At 60.3% G+C, this 19,289-nt stretch carries 17 protein-coding genes; 14 read left to right on the top strand and 3 right to left on the bottom strand.

Features of this window, described 5'->3' with window-relative positions:
- Positions 1-31: 31 nt before the first annotated feature.
- The 4 genes from BCF46_RS05910 (at position 32) to BCF46_RS05895 (ending at position 4,047) form a co-directional block, all read left to right on the top strand.
- The gene (locus BCF46_RS05910) at positions 32-1,201 is read left to right on the top strand and encodes an FtsW/RodA/SpoVE family cell cycle protein (protein WP_121022714.1); all 1,170 of its coding nucleotides are present in this window, start codon (positions 32-34) and stop codon (positions 1,199-1,201) included.
- The gene (locus tag BCF46_RS05905) at positions 1,201-2,298 is read left to right on the top strand and encodes a UDP-N-acetylglucosamine--N-acetylmuramyl-(pentapeptide) pyrophosphoryl-undecaprenol N-acetylglucosamine transferase (RefSeq protein WP_121022712.1); all 1,098 of its coding nucleotides are present in this window, start codon (positions 1,201-1,203) and stop codon (positions 2,296-2,298) included. The genes BCF46_RS05910 and BCF46_RS05905 overlap by 1 nt, the downstream gene beginning before the upstream one ends.
- On the top strand, positions 2,295-3,707 hold the full coding sequence (murC, locus tag BCF46_RS05900; RefSeq protein ID WP_121022710.1) for a UDP-N-acetylmuramate--L-alanine ligase: 1,413 nt from the start codon (positions 2,295-2,297) through the stop codon (positions 3,705-3,707). The genes BCF46_RS05905 and murC overlap by 4 nt, the downstream gene beginning before the upstream one ends.
- A gap of 79 nt (positions 3,708-3,786) precedes the next feature.
- The gene (locus BCF46_RS05895; protein WP_121022707.1) at positions 3,787-4,047 is read left to right on the top strand and encodes a DUF2484 family protein; all 261 of its coding nucleotides are present in this window, start codon (positions 3,787-3,789) and stop codon (positions 4,045-4,047) included.
- A gap of 94 nt (positions 4,048-4,141) precedes the next feature.
- Here the strand turns inward: BCF46_RS05895 and BCF46_RS05890 are convergent, their stop codons facing one another.
- On the bottom strand, positions 4,142-4,705 hold the full coding sequence (locus BCF46_RS05890; RefSeq protein ID WP_121022705.1) for a hypothetical protein: 564 nt from the start codon (positions 4,703-4,705) through the stop codon (positions 4,142-4,144).
- Between the two features lie 168 nt (positions 4,706-4,873).
- On the opposite strand from BCF46_RS05890, the gene murB reads away from it, so the two are divergent.
- From murB to BCF46_RS05840, 10 genes are all read left to right on the top strand, one after another.
- Positions 4,874-5,791, top strand: coding sequence for a UDP-N-acetylmuramate dehydrogenase (murB, locus tag BCF46_RS05885; protein WP_121023269.1), 918 nt, complete (start codon positions 4,874-4,876; stop codon positions 5,789-5,791).
- 83 nt (positions 5,792-5,874) lie between these two features.
- Positions 5,875-6,789 carry a D-alanine--D-alanine ligase gene (locus tag BCF46_RS05880; protein WP_211332780.1) on the top strand — a complete coding sequence of 305 codons (915 nt, stop codon included), beginning with the start codon at positions 5,875-5,877 and terminating at the stop codon, positions 6,787-6,789.
- The gene (locus tag BCF46_RS05875) at positions 6,777-7,664 is read left to right on the top strand and encodes a cell division protein FtsQ/DivIB (RefSeq protein ID WP_245989872.1); all 888 of its coding nucleotides are present in this window, start codon (positions 6,777-6,779) and stop codon (positions 7,662-7,664) included. Before BCF46_RS05880 ends, BCF46_RS05875 begins: the two co-directional genes overlap by 13 nt.
- A gap of 20 nt (positions 7,665-7,684) precedes the next feature.
- Positions 7,685-9,019 (top strand): cell division protein FtsA, encoded by a 1,335-nt coding sequence (ftsA, locus tag BCF46_RS05870; RefSeq protein ID WP_121022701.1) that lies wholly within the window; start codon positions 7,685-7,687, stop codon positions 9,017-9,019.
- Positions 9,020-9,415, top strand: a complete 396-nt coding sequence (locus tag BCF46_RS05865; RefSeq protein ID WP_121022699.1) for an ACT domain-containing protein — start codon at positions 9,020-9,022, stop codon at positions 9,413-9,415. It abuts the gene before it with no gap.
- Between the two features lie 370 nt (positions 9,416-9,785).
- A complete protein-coding gene (gene ftsZ / locus BCF46_RS05860; RefSeq protein ID WP_121022697.1) occupies positions 9,786-11,360 on the top strand; it encodes a cell division protein FtsZ in 1,575 nt (524 codons plus the stop codon).
- Positions 11,361-11,607: 247 nt separating this feature from the next.
- Positions 11,608-12,528 carry a UDP-3-O-acyl-N-acetylglucosamine deacetylase gene (lpxC, locus tag BCF46_RS05855; protein WP_121022695.1) on the top strand — a complete coding sequence of 307 codons (921 nt, stop codon included), beginning with the start codon at positions 11,608-11,610 and terminating at the stop codon, positions 12,526-12,528.
- Positions 12,529-12,630: 102 nt separating this feature from the next.
- Positions 12,631-13,506: an outer membrane protein assembly factor BamD gene (locus BCF46_RS05850; RefSeq protein WP_121022693.1), complete on the top strand. Its 876-nt coding sequence runs from the start codon at positions 12,631-12,633 to the stop codon at positions 13,504-13,506.
- Between the two features lie 38 nt (positions 13,507-13,544).
- Positions 13,545-15,188: a DNA repair protein RecN gene (gene recN, locus BCF46_RS05845; protein ID WP_121022691.1), complete on the top strand. Its 1,644-nt coding sequence runs from the start codon at positions 13,545-13,547 to the stop codon at positions 15,186-15,188.
- 66 nt (positions 15,189-15,254) lie between these two features.
- On the top strand, positions 15,255-16,961 hold the full coding sequence (locus BCF46_RS05840) for a chloride channel protein (protein WP_121022689.1): 1,707 nt from the start codon (positions 15,255-15,257) through the stop codon (positions 16,959-16,961).
- 7 nt (positions 16,962-16,968) lie between these two features.
- Here BCF46_RS05840 and BCF46_RS05835 read toward each other — a convergent pair whose 3' ends face one another.
- Together BCF46_RS05835 and BCF46_RS05830 are read right to left on the bottom strand one after the other, a co-directional pair.
- A complete protein-coding gene (locus BCF46_RS05835; protein WP_121023267.1) occupies positions 16,969-17,310 on the bottom strand; it encodes a DUF427 domain-containing protein in 342 nt (113 codons plus the stop codon).
- Between the two features lie 81 nt (positions 17,311-17,391).
- The gene (locus tag BCF46_RS05830) at positions 17,392-19,155 is read right to left on the bottom strand and encodes an aminopeptidase P family protein (RefSeq protein WP_121022687.1); all 1,764 of its coding nucleotides are present in this window, start codon (positions 19,153-19,155) and stop codon (positions 17,392-17,394) included.
- Positions 19,156-19,289: the final 134 nt, after the last annotated feature.

Raw genomic sequence — 19,289 nt, 5'->3', positions numbered from 1 at the left:
GGCGATCGAGGCAGTTAAGGCGGTAATTCTCATGACTGAGATGGTGTATGGCACCGCTCTGGTACATCCGGGCGAGCCAATTTTACCCAAATGGTGGCGGACTTTGGATCGTTGGTCGATGACCTGCGTTTTTGCGCTGTTTGGCATCGGACTTTTGTTGGGCCTCGCGGCGTCGCCGCCTTTGGCCGAAAAGAACGGGCTCGACCCGTTCCACTATGTGACCCGTCAAGCCTTCTTCGGCTGCGTGGCCATGTGCGTGATGATCGCGGTGTCGATGATGTCGACCCATATGGTCCGCCGCCTCGCCACGCTGTTCTTCATGGTCACGCTGGTCGCGCTGATGCTGTTGCCGGTATTCGGTACTGATTTCGGCAAGGGTGCCACGCGCTGGTATTCGCTGGGCTTTGGTTCGTTCCAGCCGTCGGAATTCCTCAAGCCAGTATTCATCGTCACCTCCGCGTGGCTAATCGCCGGCAGTCAGGAAATCAACGGCCCCCCCGGCAAGCTCTATTCGCTGATCCTGACGCTGATCGTCGTGGGCTTTCTCGCGATGCAGCCCGATTTTGGCCAAGCCTGCTTGGTGCTGTTCGGCTGGGGCGTTGTCTACTTCGTGGCCGGTGCGCCGATGATCCTGCTGATCGGTATGGCGGGGGCGGTCTCCTTCGCAGGTGTCACCGCCTATTCGCTGTCCGAACACTTCGCCCGCCGCATTGATGGTTTCCTGAGTGCCGAGGTCGATCCGACCACCCAGCTGGGCTACGCCACCAACGCCATCCGTGAAGGCGGTTTTTTCGGTGTGGGTGTGGGCGAGGGGTCGGTGAAATGGTCCTTGCCGGATGCGCATACCGACTTCATCATCGCCGTCGCCGCCGAGGAATACGGCCTCGTCATGGTGCTGGCGATCATTGCGCTGTATGCGATCTTCTCGGTGCGCTGCCTGCACCGCCTGATGAAGGAACGTGATCCGTTTATCCGCCTCGCAGGCACCGGCCTCGTCGCCATGTTCGCCATGCAGGCGGTGATCAACATGGGCGTCGCCGTGCGTCTGCTGCCCGCCAAGGGCATGACGCTGCCATTTGTTTCCAACGGCGGCTCGTCGCTGATCGCAGGGGGCATCGCTCTTGGCATGCTTCTGGCCTTCACGCGCCAGCGCCCGCAAGATGAAATGCGCGACATCCTTCTGCGCCGCAGGGGGCAGTAATGTCTGACGCGCCACTTCTGGTCATCGCTGCGGGCGGCACGGGCGGGCATATGTTCCCGGCTCAGGCCTTGGCCGAGGCGATGCTGGCAAAAGGCTGGCGCGTGAAGCTGTCCACCGATGCACGCGGCGCGCGCTACACGGGCGGCTTTCCCCACTCTGTCCAAATCGAGCAGGTCAAATCGGCCACCTTCGCGCGTGGGGGCATCGCCGGAAAACTCACCGCCCCGTTCAAGCTGGCCGCTGGTGTTCTCTCCGCTATGATGGGGTTCCGCCGCGACCGGCCCACGGTGGTCGTCGGCTTTGGCGGCTATCCCAGCTTCCCGGCAATCTCGGCGGCCTACCTCATGCGGTTGCCGCGCGCGATCCATGAGCAAAACGGCGTGCTTGGCCGCGTCAATCAAGTCTTTGCCAAACGCGTTGATACGGTGGCCTGCGGCACGTGGCCAACCGAATTGCCCGAAGGCGTCGAGGGTATCTTCACCGGAAACCCTGTGCGCGGAGCCGTTCTGGACCGCGCCGAGGCCCCCTATATTTCGCCCGGTGACTATCCAATGAGCGTCGTCGTCATCGGCGGTTCCCAAGGCGCGCGTATCCTGTCCAAGGTCGTCCCAACCGCCATTGCCGCCTTGCCCGAGGGTTTAAGGGCCAACTTGCGTGTGGCCCACCAAGCCCGAGATGAAGACGCCGTGACCGCCCAGCAGACCTACGCCGAAGCCGGTATCGACGCTGACGTGCAGCCGTTTTTCCAAGACGTCCCCGCCCGCTTCGCCGAGGCGCAGCTGGTCATCTCCCGTGCGGGCGCGTCCTCGGTTGCCGACATTTCCGTCATCGGCCGCCCGTCCATCCTGATCCCCTTCGCCGCAGCAACCGCCGATCATCAAACTGCGAATGCGCGCGGGTTGGTAAACGCAGGTGCGGCGATTATGATCCCCGAAAGCCAGCTCACCACAGATACATTGGCCGCAAACGTCGAAACTATTCTCGGCAATCCCGACGGCGCGCTGCAAATGGTCCTTGCCGCCTTGTCTGTTTCGCGCCCTGACGCTACGAAACGGCTGGTAGACATCGTAGAATCTCTCGCAAAGAAGAGCCCATGAACGCAGCAGCAACAAAACTCCCGTTAGAACTTGGCGCCATCCACTTCGTGGGCATCGGCGGCATCGGCATGTCCGGCATCGCCGAGGTGCTGTTGAACCTTGGCTATACCGTCCAAGGCTCCGACGCCAAGACCTCCAAAATCACCGACCGGTTGGCGAAGCTGGGGGCTGTGATCTTCGAGGGCCAACGCGCCGAAAACTTGGAGAACGCCGACGTCGTCGTCATCTCCTCCGCCATCAAACCCGGCAATGCCGAGCTCGACGAGGCCCGCCTGCAAGGCCTGCCCGTCGTCCGCCGCGCCGAGATGCTGGCCGAACTGATGCGCCTGAAATCGAACATCGCCGTCGCAGGCACCCACGGCAAGACCACCACGACCACCATGGTCGCGGCCCTGCTGGACGCGGGCGGCATCGACCCGACGGTGATCAACGGCGGCATCATCCACGCCTATGGCTCTAACGCCCGCGTGGGGCAGGGCGAGTGGATGGTGGTCGAGGCCGACGAGTCCGACGGCACCTTCAACCGCCTCCCCGCCACCATCGGCATCGTCACCAATATCGATCCCGAACATATGGAGCATTGGGGCGACTTCGACACGCTCCGTCAGGGCTTCCTCGATTTCGTCTCCAACATCCCGTTCTACGGCCTCGCCGTGTGCTGCACCGACCACCCCGAGGTGCAAACGCTGGTCGGCAAGATCACCGACCGCCGTGTCGTCACTTTCGGCTTCAACGCACAGGCCGACGTCCGCGCGGTCAACCTGACTTACAAAGCAGGCGTCGCCCATTTCGACATTGCGTTGCAAAACGACGGTATCGTGATCGAAGGCTGTAGTTTGCCCATGCCTGGTGACCACAACGTCTCCAATGCGCTTTCTGCCGTGGCCGTCGCCCGCCACTTGGGCATGAAGGCTGACGAAATCAAAACCGCCCTCGCCAATTTCGGCGGCGTCAACCGCCGCTTCACCAAGGTGGGCGAGGTGGGTGGCGTCACCATCATCGACGATTACGGCCACCACCCCGTCGAAATCGCCGCCGTCCTCAAAGCCGCGCGGCAAGCCACCGAGGGCCGCGTCATCGCCATCCACCAGCCGCACCGCTACTCGCGGTTGCACTCGTTGTTCGATGACTTCTGCTCCTGCTTCAACGACGCCGACGTGGTGGGTATCGCCGACATCTTCGCCGCGGGCGAGGAGCCTATCGAGGGCGCCTCCCGCGACGATCTGGTCGCAGGTCTTTTGCGCCACGGCCACCGCCACGCCCGCGCTGTGATTGATGAAGACGACCTGCTGCGCCTCGTCCGCGAACAAGCCCGCGAAGGCGATATGGTGGTGCTTTTGGGAGCGGGGACGATCAGTGCTTGGGCCAATGGCCTTCCTGATCGTTTGACCGCAAAAGGTGGGAAATGACTGACTTTTATCTATCATTTCCTTGGGCCACTCTAGGCAGAGTCGAGACGTGTTTCTCCAGGTATTTGGCAGGGTTGGTATGAGCCTTTCTTTGGTCGCAGCATTTGTATGGGTGATTGCCGCAAACTTGCTGGCAATGCTGCCGTCGAACGACAATCTCTGGCGCAGGGCGTACATCTTGATCGCCATTGGCGTGCCGCTCTTGGGGTGGGTGACGTTCGAGAACGGCCCATGGATCGGCCTGATCTGTCTCGCCGCAGGCGTCTCTGTCCTACGCTGGCCCGTCCGCTATCTGGGCCGCTGGATGAAGCGCAAAACCGTGGGCGAACCTGCGGAGTAGGGCAATTTGGATCGCAATCCGCAGAGTGGGCGATGTGGCCCCCCCACACTCTTTGGTCTCAGAAAAAGCTAAGGTACCCACCCTTTGGTGGTCACTACACCTCTTCTTCACCCATATAGACTGACGTTTTCGGCAGATGCCGCGACATCATGGTGTTTCGAACCCCTGGTAGATAACCATAGGCGTCCTTTTCAAATCTGCGTGCTTGACGCTCTTCAATCCCGTAGCCCTTGGCACCGGACGTGGCATTGATGCGGGCTGACTCGAGTGTTTTCAATCTAAAGTAGTGCACCATTTCGTGCAAAATGGTGGCTTCCAGCAGCAAAAGACCGTTCACCTCCAAGTCAGTGGGGGCATGGTAGTCTCCGCTAGGCATACGTGTGTGCGAAAGTGCTTCTTCGAGCTCTTTTGCAAACGTCTTTTCGATTTGAATCTGCGCCATGCCCAGTGGAGTGTTTCCGTATTTGCCGGGCATATCTCTTAGGACAACGCGCGGCAGCATTCTCGGCTTTAATACGGTTGCGGCATCCTTCTCGGTTAGATTGCTATGCTTCTGAAAGGCTTTAAAGACCCGGGGTTTCGTACGAGCAATCGCTGGAAGGCGATGTTCAAGAAAATACTTGATCCAAGGGTATCCTTTGGAATGGAAAGAAGGCATTGGCTTCTCCAAATTAAATGAAAAATCAGTTCTAGAATGCTCGAAGAGTACACGAAACCCGCGCTCAAGCCAATTTCTGTCGACGAACCGACGCGCGGGCTGATGCCGGCGAGAACAGATGTGCCTTTCTCCTTGCCCAAATCCACCCTCGCATTTAGCACCACTCCCATGACAGTTTTCCCAACCCCTCGCGGCACCTTGACGCCGGATCGCCCCCTCGCGGACCTCACATGGCTGCGGGTCGGCGGCCCCGCCAAGGCATTGTTCCAGCCCGCAGACCACGACGATCTGGCGGCGTTCCTGCGTGACCTCGACCCCGCCATTCCCGTGTTCCCCATGGGCGTCGGCTCCAACCTGATCGTGCGCGATGGTGGCCTCGACGCTGTGGTGATCCGCATGGGCCGCGGCTTCAACGGTATCTCCTTCGACGGCACCCGCGTGATCTGCGGCCCCGCAGCACTCGACGCGCATGTGGCGCGTAAAGCCGCAGACCAAGGTTTGGACCTGACCTTCCTGCGGACCATCCCCGGTGCCATCGGCGGCGCGGTGCGGATGAACGCGGGTTGCTATGGCTCCTACATCGCCGATGTGTTCGTCGAAGCCACGGCTATCACGCGCAGCGGCGAAACGGTCACCCTGACGGCGGACGACCTAAACTTCGCCTACCGCTCCTCCGATCTGCCCGACGGCATGGTGATCACCGAGGTGACGCTGGAGGCCCCGAAAGGCGACCCCGAAACGCTGCACCAACGCATGACAGACCAGCTTGCCAAGCGCGACGCGACGCAGCCCACCAAGGACCGCACCGCTGGCAGCACCTTCCGGAACCCCGCCGGTTTCTCATCCACAGGCCGCGACGACGACACTCACGAGCTGAAGGCGTGGAAGGTCATCGACGAGGCGGGCCTGCGCGGCCACACCCTAGGCGGCGCGCAAATGAGCGAGAAGCATCCCAACTTCCTGATCAACACAGGCGGCGCCACGGCGGCAGAGTTGGAAGATTTGGGCGAGCTGGTGCGGAAAAGGGTTCTCAAACACAGTGGAATAGAGCTACAATGGGAGGTGCTTCGGGTAGGTAAACGCTAACCTGAGCAGGCACTAACCAAATATAGGGGTCACAAAGACCCCATACACAAAATAAGCCCCAAAAAGGGGCATTTGAGGCGGATATGTCGAGCAGGACAATTCGCAAAGTGGTGGTACTGATGGGCGGCCCCTCGGCAGAGCGGGAGGTTTCGCTGTCATCTGGGCGCGATTGCGCCACCGCGTTGCGCGAGGCGGGCTATGAAGTGACGGAACTGGACGCGGGTCCGGATCTGGCTGTGCGCTTGTCTGACCTCCAGCCTGACGTTGTCTTCAACGCGCTCCACGGTCGCTGGGGCGAGGATGGCTGCGTGCAGGGCCTGCTCGAATGGATGCGCATTCCCTACACCCATTCCGGCGTGCTGGCCTCGGCCACCGCCATGGACAAAGAGCGCACCAAGCAGATTTACCGCGATGCGGGCTTGCCTGTCGTCTATAGCGTACTGGCCTCCAAGGCCGACGTGATGTCCGCCCATGTTTTGCCCGCGCCTTACGTGGTGAAGCCCTATAACGAAGGCTCCTCCGTTGGTGTCTATCTGGTCCAAGAAGGGGCCAACAGCCCGCCGAAACTCTCCGATGATATGCCCGACACCGTGATGGTCGAGGCTTTCGCACCCGGTCGCGAGCTGACAACCTCAGTGGTCGGTGACCGCGCCTTGATTGTGACCGATATCCTGACCGACGGTTGGTACGACTACGAAGCGAAATACGCCGAAGGCGGCTCGCGCCATGTGGTCCCTGCCGACATCCCTGAAGAGATCACCGCCCTTTGCATGGACTACGCCTTGCGCGCCCATGATGTCTTGGGCTGTCGCGGTGTCAGCCGCACCGATTTCCGTTGGGACGAAAGCAAAGGGGCCGCCGGTCTGATCCTGCTGGAAACCAACACCCAACCGGGCATGACGCCAACGTCGCTGACGCCCGAACAGGCGCTGAAAACCGGAATGTCCATGGCCGAGCTGTGCAAATGGATGGTGGAGGACGCGTCGTGCGATCGTTGAACCCGTTCTCCAAAAGACAATCGAACTGCGATCCCGCGCCAAGCCGCTGGTCCTACCGGATGGAACGCCTGTGGTTGACCCCCGCCTTTCGCAAGATTGTGCGCGTTGGAATGCCCAGTTTTTTGGTCATTGCCTCCCTCGGGGTCTATTTTTCCGACTCTGATCGCCAGCAGGCGATTGCTGATAAATACGCCGAAATTCGCCGCTCCGTTGAGGAACGTCCTGAATTCATGGTCAAGCTTATGGCGATCGACGGCGCATCGGCCGGTCTCAATAGCGCTATCCGCGAGGTGATGCCGGTGGACTTGCCGCTGTCCAGCTTTGATCTGGACCTTGAGGCCATGCGCAAACAGGTCGAAAGCCTTGATGCGGTGAAGCGCGTCGAAATACGCGTACGGGCTGGTGGCCTGTTACAGATTAACGTCGAAGAGCGCGTGCCTGCGGTTGTCTGGCGCGGCCCCGACGGGTTGGAATTGCTCGATGTTGGTGGTCACCGTGTGTCTGCGCTGCAAAGCCGCGCCGCGCGTCCAGATCTGCCTTTGATTGCAGGCGAGGGCGCGAACGCGACCGTCGCCGAAGCGCTGGCATTGCTGGAGCGTGCTGCGCCGATCCGCGACCGTGTGATCGGCATCGTGCGCATTTCAGAGCGCCGTTGGGATTTGGTTCTCGACCGTGCGCAACGCATCATGCTGCCGCCCGAGCAACCCATGCCCGCGCTAGATCGCGTGCTGGCCCTGAACGAAGCGCAAGACCTGCTGAAACGCGACGTGACCCATATCGACATCCGTAACCCTGACCGTCCCACACTCCGCATGACCTCTGACGCGCTGGCCTCCATGCGCGAAATGCAGGGCATCAAAGTGAACAACAACTGATAACGAGAGACAAACGTCCCATGACCGATCTGTATCAATCTCAACGCGCCATGAGAAACAAACGTCAAGCTGCCATGCAGCGGGGCGTGATCGCCGTGCTGGATGTGGGCTCCTCCAAAATCGCCTGTCTGGTTCTGCGCTTTGACGGCCCTGACAGTTTTCGTGACAGCGACGGCATTGGTTCCATGGCGGGGCAGTCCTCGTTCCGCGTCATCGGGGCGGCGACCACTCGGTCGCGCGGGGTACGCTTTGGCGAAATCGACGCCATGCACGAAACCGAGCGCGCCATTCGCACCGCCGTGCAGGCCGCGCAGAAAATGGCAGGCGTTCGGGTCGATCACGTGATCGCGTGCTTTGCAGGGGCCAAGCCACGGTCCTACGGGCTGGCGGGCAGTGTCGATCTGCATGACGGTGCGGTCACTGACAACTGCGTGGCCCGCGTCCTGTCATCCTGCGATATCCCTGACTATGGCGAAAACCGCGAAATCCTCCACGCGCAGCCGGTGAATTTCGCCGTCGACCATCGCTCCGGCCTTGGTGATCCGCGCGGGCAGGCGGGGAACGCGCTGTCCGTCGACATGCACATGCTGTCGGTCGACCGCGCACCCATCGAAAACCTGCTCTATTGTATAAAGCGCTGCGATCTGGAATTGGCGGGTATCGCGTCGTCGTCCTATGCGGCGGGTATTTCCTCGCTGGTCGAGGACGAGCAAGAGCTTGGCGCGGCCTGTATCGACCTTGGCGGCGGCTCCACCGGCATTTCGATCTTCATCAAGAAACACATGATCTATGCGGACACCGTGCGCATGGGCGGTGATCACGTCACCTCCGACATCTCCCAAGGCTTGCAGGTTCCCATGCCCACCGCCGAACGGATCAAGACGTTCTATGGCGGTGTGCAGGCCACGGGCATGGATGACCGCGATATGATCGACCTCAGCTCGGATACTGGCGATTGGGAGCACGACCGCCGCACGGTCAGCCGCGCTGAGGTCATCGGGGTGATGCGTCCACGTATGGAAGAAATCCTCGAAGAGGTCCGCGTCCGTCTCGACGCCGCTGGGTTCGAGCATCTGCCCAGCCAGCGCATCGTGCTGACCGGCGGCGCGTCCCAGCTTCCGGGTCTCGACGGTTTGGCCTCGCGCATCCTTGGTCAGCAGGTCCGCCTTGGCCGCCCACTTCGGGTGCAGGGCCTGCCGCAATCGGTTACCGGTCCGGGTTTCGCGTCTGCCGTCGGCACGTGCCTTTTCGCAGCGCACCCGCAGGACGAGTGGTGGGATTTCGACATTCCGGTCGACGGGTACCCCGCACGCTCTCTCAAACGCGCGGTGAAGTGGTTCAAGGACAACTGGTAAATGGCAGGTGAAACTGACCTCGACGCACTTCTCCAAACACTCAAGCCAGCGCTCGTTGATGGCGTCTTCGTATTCGCGACCGTCGATGCTGTCCCGGATGGGCTAGTTCCGCGCATGGTCTTTCGCGAAGCTGAAGGCGTAACCCTGATCTTGTTAAGGGAAGAAGCGGAAACCCTAGGGCTGCCCTACGAGTTTCCAAGCCGTATGATCACTCTCGACGTTCACTCCTCTTTGGAGGCCGTGGGTTTCATGGCGCGCATATCTACAGCGCTGGCGGCGAAGAACATGGGCGTAAACCCGGTCGCAGGTTTCTATCACGATCACTTATTCGTGCCCGAGAACCGAGCCGATGACGCGATGGACGTGTTGCATAATATTGCGGCAGGGCGGGCCTAGGTTTGACAACAAGGGGTGACAAATCCCGCGCATTGCGCTAGTTTTCAATCATTGCCCGCAAGAGGCATGACAGGCCGAGCAGTTGGCCCCCAGAAATCGAGACTGATTCCATGCAAATCGCTTGCGCATGGAGTGTTCTTGCTTTGTCTTGTGTCTGCGGTCTCGGTTTCCGCGAGATATAGCCAACTAAGCGAAATGCTGCCGAAAATGGACCGAAAAATGCCATATTTTGTGGCAAAATTGCCTTTTTCACGTGACCTCTGGTGAGAGTGTCGATAGGATTTGCCGAAACGGGGCATAACCATAAGAGCCGCAACGGCTCATTCGTGAAAAGTACATACACCTTTATTCTAAGCGGGCGGACCAGCACATGACACTTAATCTTCGGATGCCAGAACAAGCAGATCTCAAACCACGCATCACCGTATTCGGTGTTGGCGGGGCAGGCGGTAACGCCGTGAATAACATGATCGAGAAAGAGCTTGATGGTGTCGAATTCGTGGTCGCCAACACCGACGCGCAAGCGCTCCAGCAGGGCAAGGCCCCCGCAAAGATCCAGATGGGTGTGAAAGTCACTGAAGGTCTGGGCGCAGGTGCGCGCCCCTCGGTCGGTGCCGCCGCCGCCGAAGAGACCATCGAAGAAATCGTCGACCACCTTGCTGGCGCTCACATGTGCTTCATCACTGCCGGTATGGGCGGTGGCACAGGTACGGGCGCCGCGCCGATCATCGCACAAGCAGCCCGCGAGCTTGGCGTTCTGACCGTCGGCGTCGTCACCAAGCCGTTCCAGTTCGAGGGCGGCAAGCGCATGAAGCAAGCTGAAGAAGGCGTTGAAGCCCTTCAGAAAGTTGTCGACACGCTGATCATCATTCCCAACCAGAACTTGTTCCGTCTGGCCAACGAGAAAACGACCTTCACCGAGGCGTTCTCCATGGCCGATGACGTGCTGTATCAAGGTGTCAAAGGCGTCACCGATCTGATGGTGCGTCCGGGCCTGATAAACCTCGACTTCGCCGACGTTCGCGCCGTGATGGACGAGATGGGCAAAGCCATGATGGGCACAGGCGAGGCCGAGGGCGAAGATCGCGCCGTTCAAGCCGCCGAGAAAGCCATCGCCAACCCGCTGCTGGACGAAATCTCCCTCCGCGGTGCCAAAGGCGTGCTGATCAACATCACTGGTGGTCACGACCTGACATTGTTCGAGCTGGACGAGGCCGCAAACCGTATCCGTGAAGAAGTGGACCCGGAAGCGAACATCATCGTCGGCTCCACGCTGGACACCACTATGGACGGCAAGATGCGCGTCTCCGTGGTTGCCACGGGAATTGAGGCAACCGAAGAGTTGCTGGCGCATCCAGTTGCGCGTCGATCGCTGGCGCAGCCATTGCCGCTTGAGCGTGCGGAACCCGCACCGCAGCCGGTGCCGGAAACTCATAGTGCCGCAACGCCTGCATATGAGCAGACCGCCACCGCAGCCCCCGAGCCGTCCTTGTTCGAAGGCATCGCCGAAGAGGAAGAAGAGGCCGTTTCCGAAGATGGTTTGCCGCAGCCGGTTTATACGCCTGCACCACAGCCAGCTTTCCAGCCGGTTGCCGAAGCAGAGCCAGCACAACCCGTGTTCCAGTCGCGCCAACAGCCCGGCACACCGACACCGGAAGCCATGCAGCGTCTGCGCGCCGCCGTTGGTCGCAACCCGAACCACGAGCAACCTGCACAACAACAGCAGCCCCAAGCCGAAGAGGCACAAGCAGAGAGACCACGCTTTGGCATCAATTCATTGATCGGCCGGATGACCGGCGCCGCAGAGGGCGAAAGCCACGCCGCGCCGCAGCGTCATCAACCGTCAATGTCGCAAGCTCCGGCCTCGAAGCCGCAGCAAGCTGAGGCAGACCCGGAGCAGGAAAAAATCGAGATTCCGGCCTTCCTGCGCCGTCAAGCCAACTAGGAAAAACGTTGTAACGCAACGTCACAAGGCCGGGCGATGCCCGGCCTTGGTCGTTTTTATCCTTTGCTTTCAACATACTTGCTGCGTTGCGGCGAAATGTGACAGTTATGTTGCAAACGGTCATAAAGAGTGAGTTGTGACACGCGCTCCCACCCCATATTTTATGGTCAATCCAGACGGGCAAAGTGCCCCGATGGCGTAGACTTTAGACAGCGAAGCCAAGTGACGGCTTTATCGGGGGCCTTGCGTGCAAGCCACATTGACACAGACGATCAGCTTTGAAGGCGTTGGCCTGCACTCCGGCAAGCCGGTGCATATGGACGTACATCCTGCTGCCGCGCGCTTTGGCATCTGGTTCAAGCGCACCGACGTTACCGATGCAGACAACATGATCCGTGCGATCTACTCCGCTGTCGGGGCCAAGCCGCTGTGCAGCGAGTTGACCAATGATGCCGGCATCGGTGTTTCCACCGTCGAACACATCATGGCCGCCCTCGCGGGCTGTGGCATCCACAACGCATTGATCGAGTTGGATGGTCCTGAAGTTCCAATCATGGACGGCTGCTCCGCTGATTTCGTTCGGGCCATCGTCGAAGTCGGCGCGCGCAAGCAAGCGGCGCGTCTTTATGCGATCGAAGTCCTATCCCCCGTTATGGTTGAGGAAAACGGCGCCATGGCGATGTTGACCCCTGCGGGCGGTCTCGAAATCGACTTCCACATTGAATTTACTGACGCTGCAATCGGTCGCCAGCACATGGCGCTTGATATGCGCAACGGAACATTCGTGCGCGAGCTGTCCGACAGCCGTACGTTCTGCCGCAAGGCCGACATCGACATGATGCATGACAATGGCCTCGCCCTTGGTGGCACCTACGAAAACGCGGTTGTCGTAGATGGCAACGACGTTCTCAGCCCCGGTGGCCTGCGCCACTCGGACGAGGCTGTGCGCCATAAAATGCTGGACGCGTTGGGTGATCTGGCCTTGGCTGGTGCGCCGATTTTGGGTCGCTACACGGGCGTAAAAGCGGGTCACGCGATGACCAATAAATTGCTGCGCAAGCTGTTTGCCAACCCGTCGTCTTACCGTTTTGTGCCTTGCACGCCAGAGCAAGCAGCGCGTCTGCCCGGTGTTGGCGTACGCAAAGCCGATCTGGCACTGGTTGCCTAAACCATCATAAAGGCGTTTTGCCCTGCAAAGAGATGTGTTAGACCAGCCCAAAGAGGCCGTGAACCGGACACCGGGACGGTCAAGCAAAGAGGTTGGCGGTCAATGACAGGGCGCAGCAGGTCTATCCTAAAAACAGTCACGGCGCTTGCGTTGATTGCAAGCCTGTCCGCATGCGGAAATCGCGGTGGCGATGGTTTCTTGGCCAACTTCTGGGGCTCGAAAGCAGAAGCGCCGCTGGAAACCTTCGGACCGGAAGAAATCTACAAGCGTGCAGAGTTCGAACTGGAGAGTCGTGATATCGACGAAGCAGTCCGCCTGTTTGGCGAGGTTGAGCGTCTGTATCCCTATTCCGAATGGGCTAAACGTGCGTTAATCATGCAGGCCTTCTCGTACCACGCGGACCGCGACTACGAAAACTCCCGTGCCTCCGCGCAACGCTTCCTTGATTTCTATCCCGCCGATGAAGATGCGCCTTATGCACAGTATTTGCTGGCAATCAGCTATTACGACCAAATCGACCAAGTGGGCCGCGACCAAGGTTTGACGTTCCAAGCCCTGCAAGCGCTGCGCACGGTGATCGAGCGCTATCCAGATAGCGAATACGCCAAATCCTCCGTATTGAAGTTCGATCTCGCGTTTGATCACCTCGCATCCAAGGAAATGGAAATCGGTCGCTATTACCTCAAGCGCGGCCATTATCCTGCAGCCATCAACCGCTTCCGCGTGGTGGTCGAGGAATTTCAGACAACGACCCACACCGCAGAAGCGTTGCACCGTCTGGTGGAATCCTACCTGTCGCTGGGCCTGACCGACGAAGCGCAAACCGCTGGGGCTATTCTGGGCCACAACTTCCAGTCCACGGGCTTCTATCAGGACAGCTACAACCTGCTCCAAGGGCGTGGTCTGGAGCCGGAGGCGGCGGGCAAAGGCTGGTTGCAGGACATCTATCGTCAGGTAATCCGCGGCAAGTGGTTGTAAGGGGCGGCGGGGTTAGCCCCGCGCCACAGGTGGTGTAGATGCTGCGCACGCTTGAAATTCGCGACATGTTGATCATTGACCGGTTGGAACTTGAGTTTCAGCCCGGTCTCAACGTGCTCACCGGAGAGACCGGTGCGGGGAAGTCTATCCTATTGGATTCGCTTGGGTTCGTCCTTGGCTGGCGCGGTCGCGCGGAGCTGGTGCGGGCAGGGGCCGAGAAGGGCGAAGTGACTGCGCAGTTTGATTTGCCGTCGGGCCATGCCGCTTGGGCCGTGTTGGAAGACGCGGGGTTCGAGCATGACGGCGAATTGATCCTGCGCCGCACCAACTACCCTGACGGGCGCAAGCAGGCCTACATTAACGACCGCCGCACCTCCGGCGAATTGCTCCGCAGTCTATCCGAAACGCTGGTCGAATTGCATGGCCAGCACGACGACCGCGGCATCCTGAACCCCAAAGCGCATCGCGAAATGCTCGACAGTTTTGCGGGGCTGGACCTGTCCAAACTTGGCACCCGCTGGCAGGCGCTCACCGCCGCTAAACGCGAATTGAAGCGCGCCCAGAAGGCGCTGGACGAGATCCGCGCCGAGGAAGAATTCCTGCGCCACGCAGTGGCCGAGCTGGACGCCATTGACCCGCAGCCCGGCCAAGAGGCCGAACTGGACGTGAAGCGCCGTCAGATGCAGGCGGGCGAGCGTATCCGCGATGATATTGCCAAGGCATTGCAAGGGCTTGGCCTGAACGGGGCGGAGGGTCTGGTCAACGACGCCGCCCGCTGGCTCGACGGTGTTGCCGATCAGGCGGAAGGGCAATTGGACGGCGCGCTGTCCGCGTTGGAACGCACAGTCAATGAGCTTAGCGACGCCCAGCAAGTGGTCGAAGCTGTGCTGGACCGCTTGCAATTCGACCCGATGGAGTTGGAGGAGGTCGAGGAGCAACTCTTCGCCCTGCGTGGCCTTGCCCGCAAACATGACGTTTTGGCGGATGATCTGGCAGAGTTTGCCGAAGGTCTGCGCATTCGACTTGCCGCGCTCGACGGGGGCGAGGTGGAACTGGCCGACCTGCGCAAAGCGCTTGATGATGCGACCGCGACCTATCAGGAAGAAGCCGACCGAGTCACCAAAGCCCGCCAATCCGCCGCCGCCAAGCTGGACAAGGCGATGGGGACGGAACTTGCGCCGCTTAAGATGGAGCGCGCGGTATTCAAAACCGACGTCACCCCCGAGGCCGCAGGGCCGGAAGGCCAAGACGATGTGTCCTTCACCGTCGCCACTAACCCCGGCGCACCCTCCGGCCCGCTTAACAAAATTGCATCCGGTGGCGAGCTGTCGCGCTTCCTGCTGGCCCTCAAGGTCTGCCTGTCCGGCACTGCCGAAGGCGTCACCATGATCTTTGACGAGATTGACCGAGGGGTCGGCGGCGCCACCGCCGACGCCGTGGGCCGCCGTCTGAAATCGCTGGCCGACGGCGCGCAAGTGCTGGTTGTCACCCACTCACCGCAAGTCGCCGCATTGGGCGGGCATCACTGGCGCGTCGAAAAACAGGTGCGCGACGAGCAGACATTCTCCACCGTCATCCCGCTCGACGAGGCCGCCCGCATCAACGAAATCGCCCGCATGGTGTCGGGGGACACGGTGACCGATGCCGCCAAAGATGCCGCGCGGTCCTTGCTGAAGGTCTAGCGCCCTAGACCCTCTGCATCCATTGTCCTAAGACGGAATGAACGCAGCGCGGGGCGTCGGGGACATATGGCCGAGCAACCACCACAAAATGACGAGGATCGCGGTTTTATCCGCGACCAAATCACGACTGCGGTCAACGAGTTGCGACGTGCTTTTCATGTTCTACGCCACCGTGGCCCGTCCCAACTGCAATTCTGGTTTATTGCGCTGATGGTTGGGATTGCTGCTGGTCTTGCTGCCCTGCTGTTTCGGTGGGGAATCTCGGTCATTCAAGGCGTGCTTTACAACGCCAAGGACGTGCGTGCGTTGCAGGAATTCGTCACTGACGTGGACTGGTATTGGATAGTTCTGATCCCCATTGCGGGCGGGTTGCTGACGGGCTGGATATTGCATGTGTTCACTGATGACGGGCGGGTGCGCTCCGTGGCAGACGTGATCGAGGGCTCCGCGCTGCATGACGGGCGGGTGGAAAAGCGCGCGGGGCTGGCCTCCGCCGCCGCGTCCATCATTACGCTAAGCACGGGGGGCTCGTCCGGTCGGGAGGGGCCGGTCGTCCACGTTGCCGCCGTCATTTCAAGCTGGGTCTGCGGGCTGATCAAGGCCAACGGCATCACAGGCCGCGACTTGCTGGGTTGTGCTGTGGCCGCCGCCGTCTCCGCCTCGTTCAACGCGCCCATCGCGGGTGCGCTCTTCGCGCTGGAGGTGGTTCTGCGCCACTTCGCCGTGCATGCTTTCGCGCCCATCGTTATTGCCTCGGTCGCGGGTACGGTGATCAACCGGCTGGCATTTGGCGACGTGACCGAGTTCATTCTGCCAACCAACACCACGCTTGATTTCTATGTAGAGCTGCCAGCCTTCCTATTGCTGGGCTTGGTCTGCGGCCTTATCGCCGTCGCTCTCATGCGAGCGATTTTCTGGGCTGATGATGTGGGCAACCACATCCAAAAGCTCACTGGCATGCCACGCTGGCTCCGGCCTGCATGTGCGGGTGCATTGCTCGGGCTCATGGCCGTCTGGTTTCCGCATATCATCGGCGTGGGGTACGGCACCACTTCGGCGGCGCTGACCGGTGAATTGCTGCTCTACGAAGCGATCATCTTCGCCATGCTCAAGGTCGCGGCGGTGGCGATTACGATGGCTGGCCGGATGGGCGGCGGGGTGTTTTCGCCGTCGCTTATGGTTGGCGCACTGACAGGTCTGGCCTTCGGTGGCATCGCCACAAGCGTGTTCCCGAACGTCTCCGGCTCCGAAACGCTATATGCGCTTGCGGGCATGGGGGCGGTCGCGGCGGCGGTGCTGGGCGCACCGATTTCGACAACGCTCATCGTGTTTGAATTGACAGGGGACTGGCAAACCGGGCTTGCCGTTATGGTCGCCGTGTCACTCTCCACGGCGCTGGCCAGCCGTCTGGTGGACCGGTCGTTCTTCCTGACACAGTTGGAACGCCGCGATGTCCACTTGGCCGCAGGGCCACAGGCGTATCTGCTGTCGATGTTCCGCGTGCGCAACGTCATGCGCGACGAAAATCACGCCTATCCGGCGAAAGAAGAAGACATCTGGGTGATGATCGAGCAGGGGATTTATATTGGCCCGAACGCCACGCTGGAGGAGGCAATGCCGATCTTCGAGCTGAACAATGACGTCTTTATCCCCGTCGCCACGATGGGCAAAGAGGGTGAGCCGCCCACCATTCTGGGTGCGTTGTTTCAGGTTGATGCGTTAAAGCAATATAACCGCGCCTTGGCCGCGACGGCGGCTGAAGAGCATTCCTGACGGTGGGTCAGACTTCCTCGACGGTCACTTTGTCTGGGTAGAACGCCAAATGGCCCGCAATGGCTTCCAAACCTTTATGCGGTGTCTCGTAGGACCACGCGGCATCCGGGATCGGTCCACTCTTGGCTTCCAGCGTGTAGTAGGTCGCGTCACCCTTGTGCGGGCAATGGGTGCTGGTGTCGGTCTTGTCGAAAAACGCCATGGCCAGATCGGTGCGCGGAACATAGAGAACCGGCGTCATATCGCCCTCGGACAACTCGATCACATTGCTGCTTTCGCCCAGAACGGCACCTGCCGCGCGGATCGAGTATTTGCCGGGTGCTGTGCGCAATTTGATCTTGTTGGCCATGGTGACGAGCCCCTTTAATACGGTCAGTTCATGCTGAACGAGGAACATTGCATGTTCATGACACTTTGGGAAGCCGTGACCTTACAGCGGTGCTGTCGCAGCGACCAACCAATCGCGCACCCCGCCCTGAACGCTCAATTTTTCAGCAATTTTCGCGTGGTAGCCGTCGATCCACTGCCGCTCCAAAGGTGATAACATGTCAACCGCGATCAGGCGGCGGTCAAATGGCACCCATGTCAGCGTCTCGAAGCTCAGCTGGTCCCGCTTGTCGCCCATCGCAGGCGCGTCTTGCACAACAATCAGGTTTTCTATGCGGATACCAAAGGCCCCTTCGCGGTAATATCCCGGCTCGTTCGACAAGATCATACCCGGTTTGAGCGGCACCTCGGAGAGGCGGCTGATACGGGCAGGGCCTTCATGGACGCAGAGATACGAGCCGACGCCGTGTCCGGTGCCGTGGTCATAATCCAACCCATGCCGCCATAACGGTGCGCGGGCCAGCGCGTCCAGATCGCGGCCCGCGACCCCACGCGGAAACCGCGCCATGGACAGCGCGATCATTCCTTGCAACACAAGGGTGTAGCATTCGCATTGCTCGCGCGTGGGCGTCCCCATGACCACCGTGCGGGTAATGTCGGTGGTGCCGTCCACATATTGCCCGCCGCTGTCGACCAGCAGCAATTCGCCGTCTTTCACCGCGCGGTTGGTGGTTTTGGTGCAGCGGTAATGCACGATAGCCCCGTTCGGTCCGGCCCCGGCAATCGTCTCGAAGCTGATGTCGCGCAGCGCATTGGTCTCGGCGCGGAAGCCTTCTAGTGCTGTGACCACGTCGATTTCGGTCAGACCCGGTTTTTGCGAGTCCAGCCACGCAAGGAAGTTCACCATCGCATGGGCATCGCGGATATGTGCGGCCCGTGCTCCTTCGATTTCAACCGCGTTCTTGCGGGCCTTTGGCAGGATGCAGGGGTCTTCGTCCCAGACGACTTCAGCCGTAATCGTCTGGGACACGATGGCAGGGGCCGAGGATTTATCGACACGAATGGTGCCCTTCAAGCCCGCGAGTTCCCCAAGGAAAGCGTCGGGGGAATGGATGCGAACTTCGCCTCCCAGATGATCTCCAATCTCGGACAGTTTTTCTGCGGCCACAAACAAATCAACGCTGGCATCCGCGTGCAGCACAGCAAAGCAATGTGGCACAGGATTGCGTTTTATGTCCGTGCCGCGGATGTTGAGCAGCCACGCGATGCTGTCCGGCAGCGTCAGCACGGCGGCATCATGGCCCGCGTCGTGCAGTTGCGCGGCCAGTCTTGCGCGTTTGTCGTCATGAGACTCACCAGCCAGTTCAAGCGGTTGAACGGCAATCTTCCCCATGGGAGGTGCGGGGCGGTCTGTCCAAATGCGATCCACGAGATTGGATGTCGTCACAAGCGTAACGCCAGAGTTTTCAATGGCTTCCAACTCGGATTTGGTATGCAGCCACGGATCATAGGCCATTTTATGCGCCTCAGGCAGATGCTGTTTCAACCACGGCCCAGGCTTGGTTTCGGGCCATGCAACAGGGGTATAGTGGTCGGTATCCACCTGCGCCTTAACCTGCACGCGATAACGCCCGTCGATGAAAACACCTGCTATGTCGCGCAAAACAGCACAAAATCCGGCCGAGCCGGTGAAACCTGTAAGCCATGCCAAACGATCGTCCGAGGGAGCGACATATTCCCCCTGATATGCGTCTGCGCGAGGGATCAGAAAACCGTGAAAACCCTCTTTTTCAAGCTGTTGTTGCAAAGCCTTCAAGCGCGGCGGGCCTTGGTCGGGGGAGGTGGCGTCGTCGAAGCTTTGAAACATGGGAGGCCCTCAGTTTGGTTTGGCGCGAGGGTGCTTAGAATTAGGCCATGGTGCAAGCGGAAAGCAAGGGTTTGCGCCGCGCTTATGGCGCGTCGCGACGCCGGGGAGGCGCTGCCTCCCCGGACCCCTCCGAG

This window comes from Litoreibacter meonggei (assembly GCF_003663885.1).
Taxonomy (GTDB): domain Bacteria; phylum Pseudomonadota; class Alphaproteobacteria; order Rhodobacterales; family Rhodobacteraceae; genus Litoreibacter; species Litoreibacter meonggei.
This window is presented reverse-complemented; position numbering and strand designations above follow the sequence as displayed.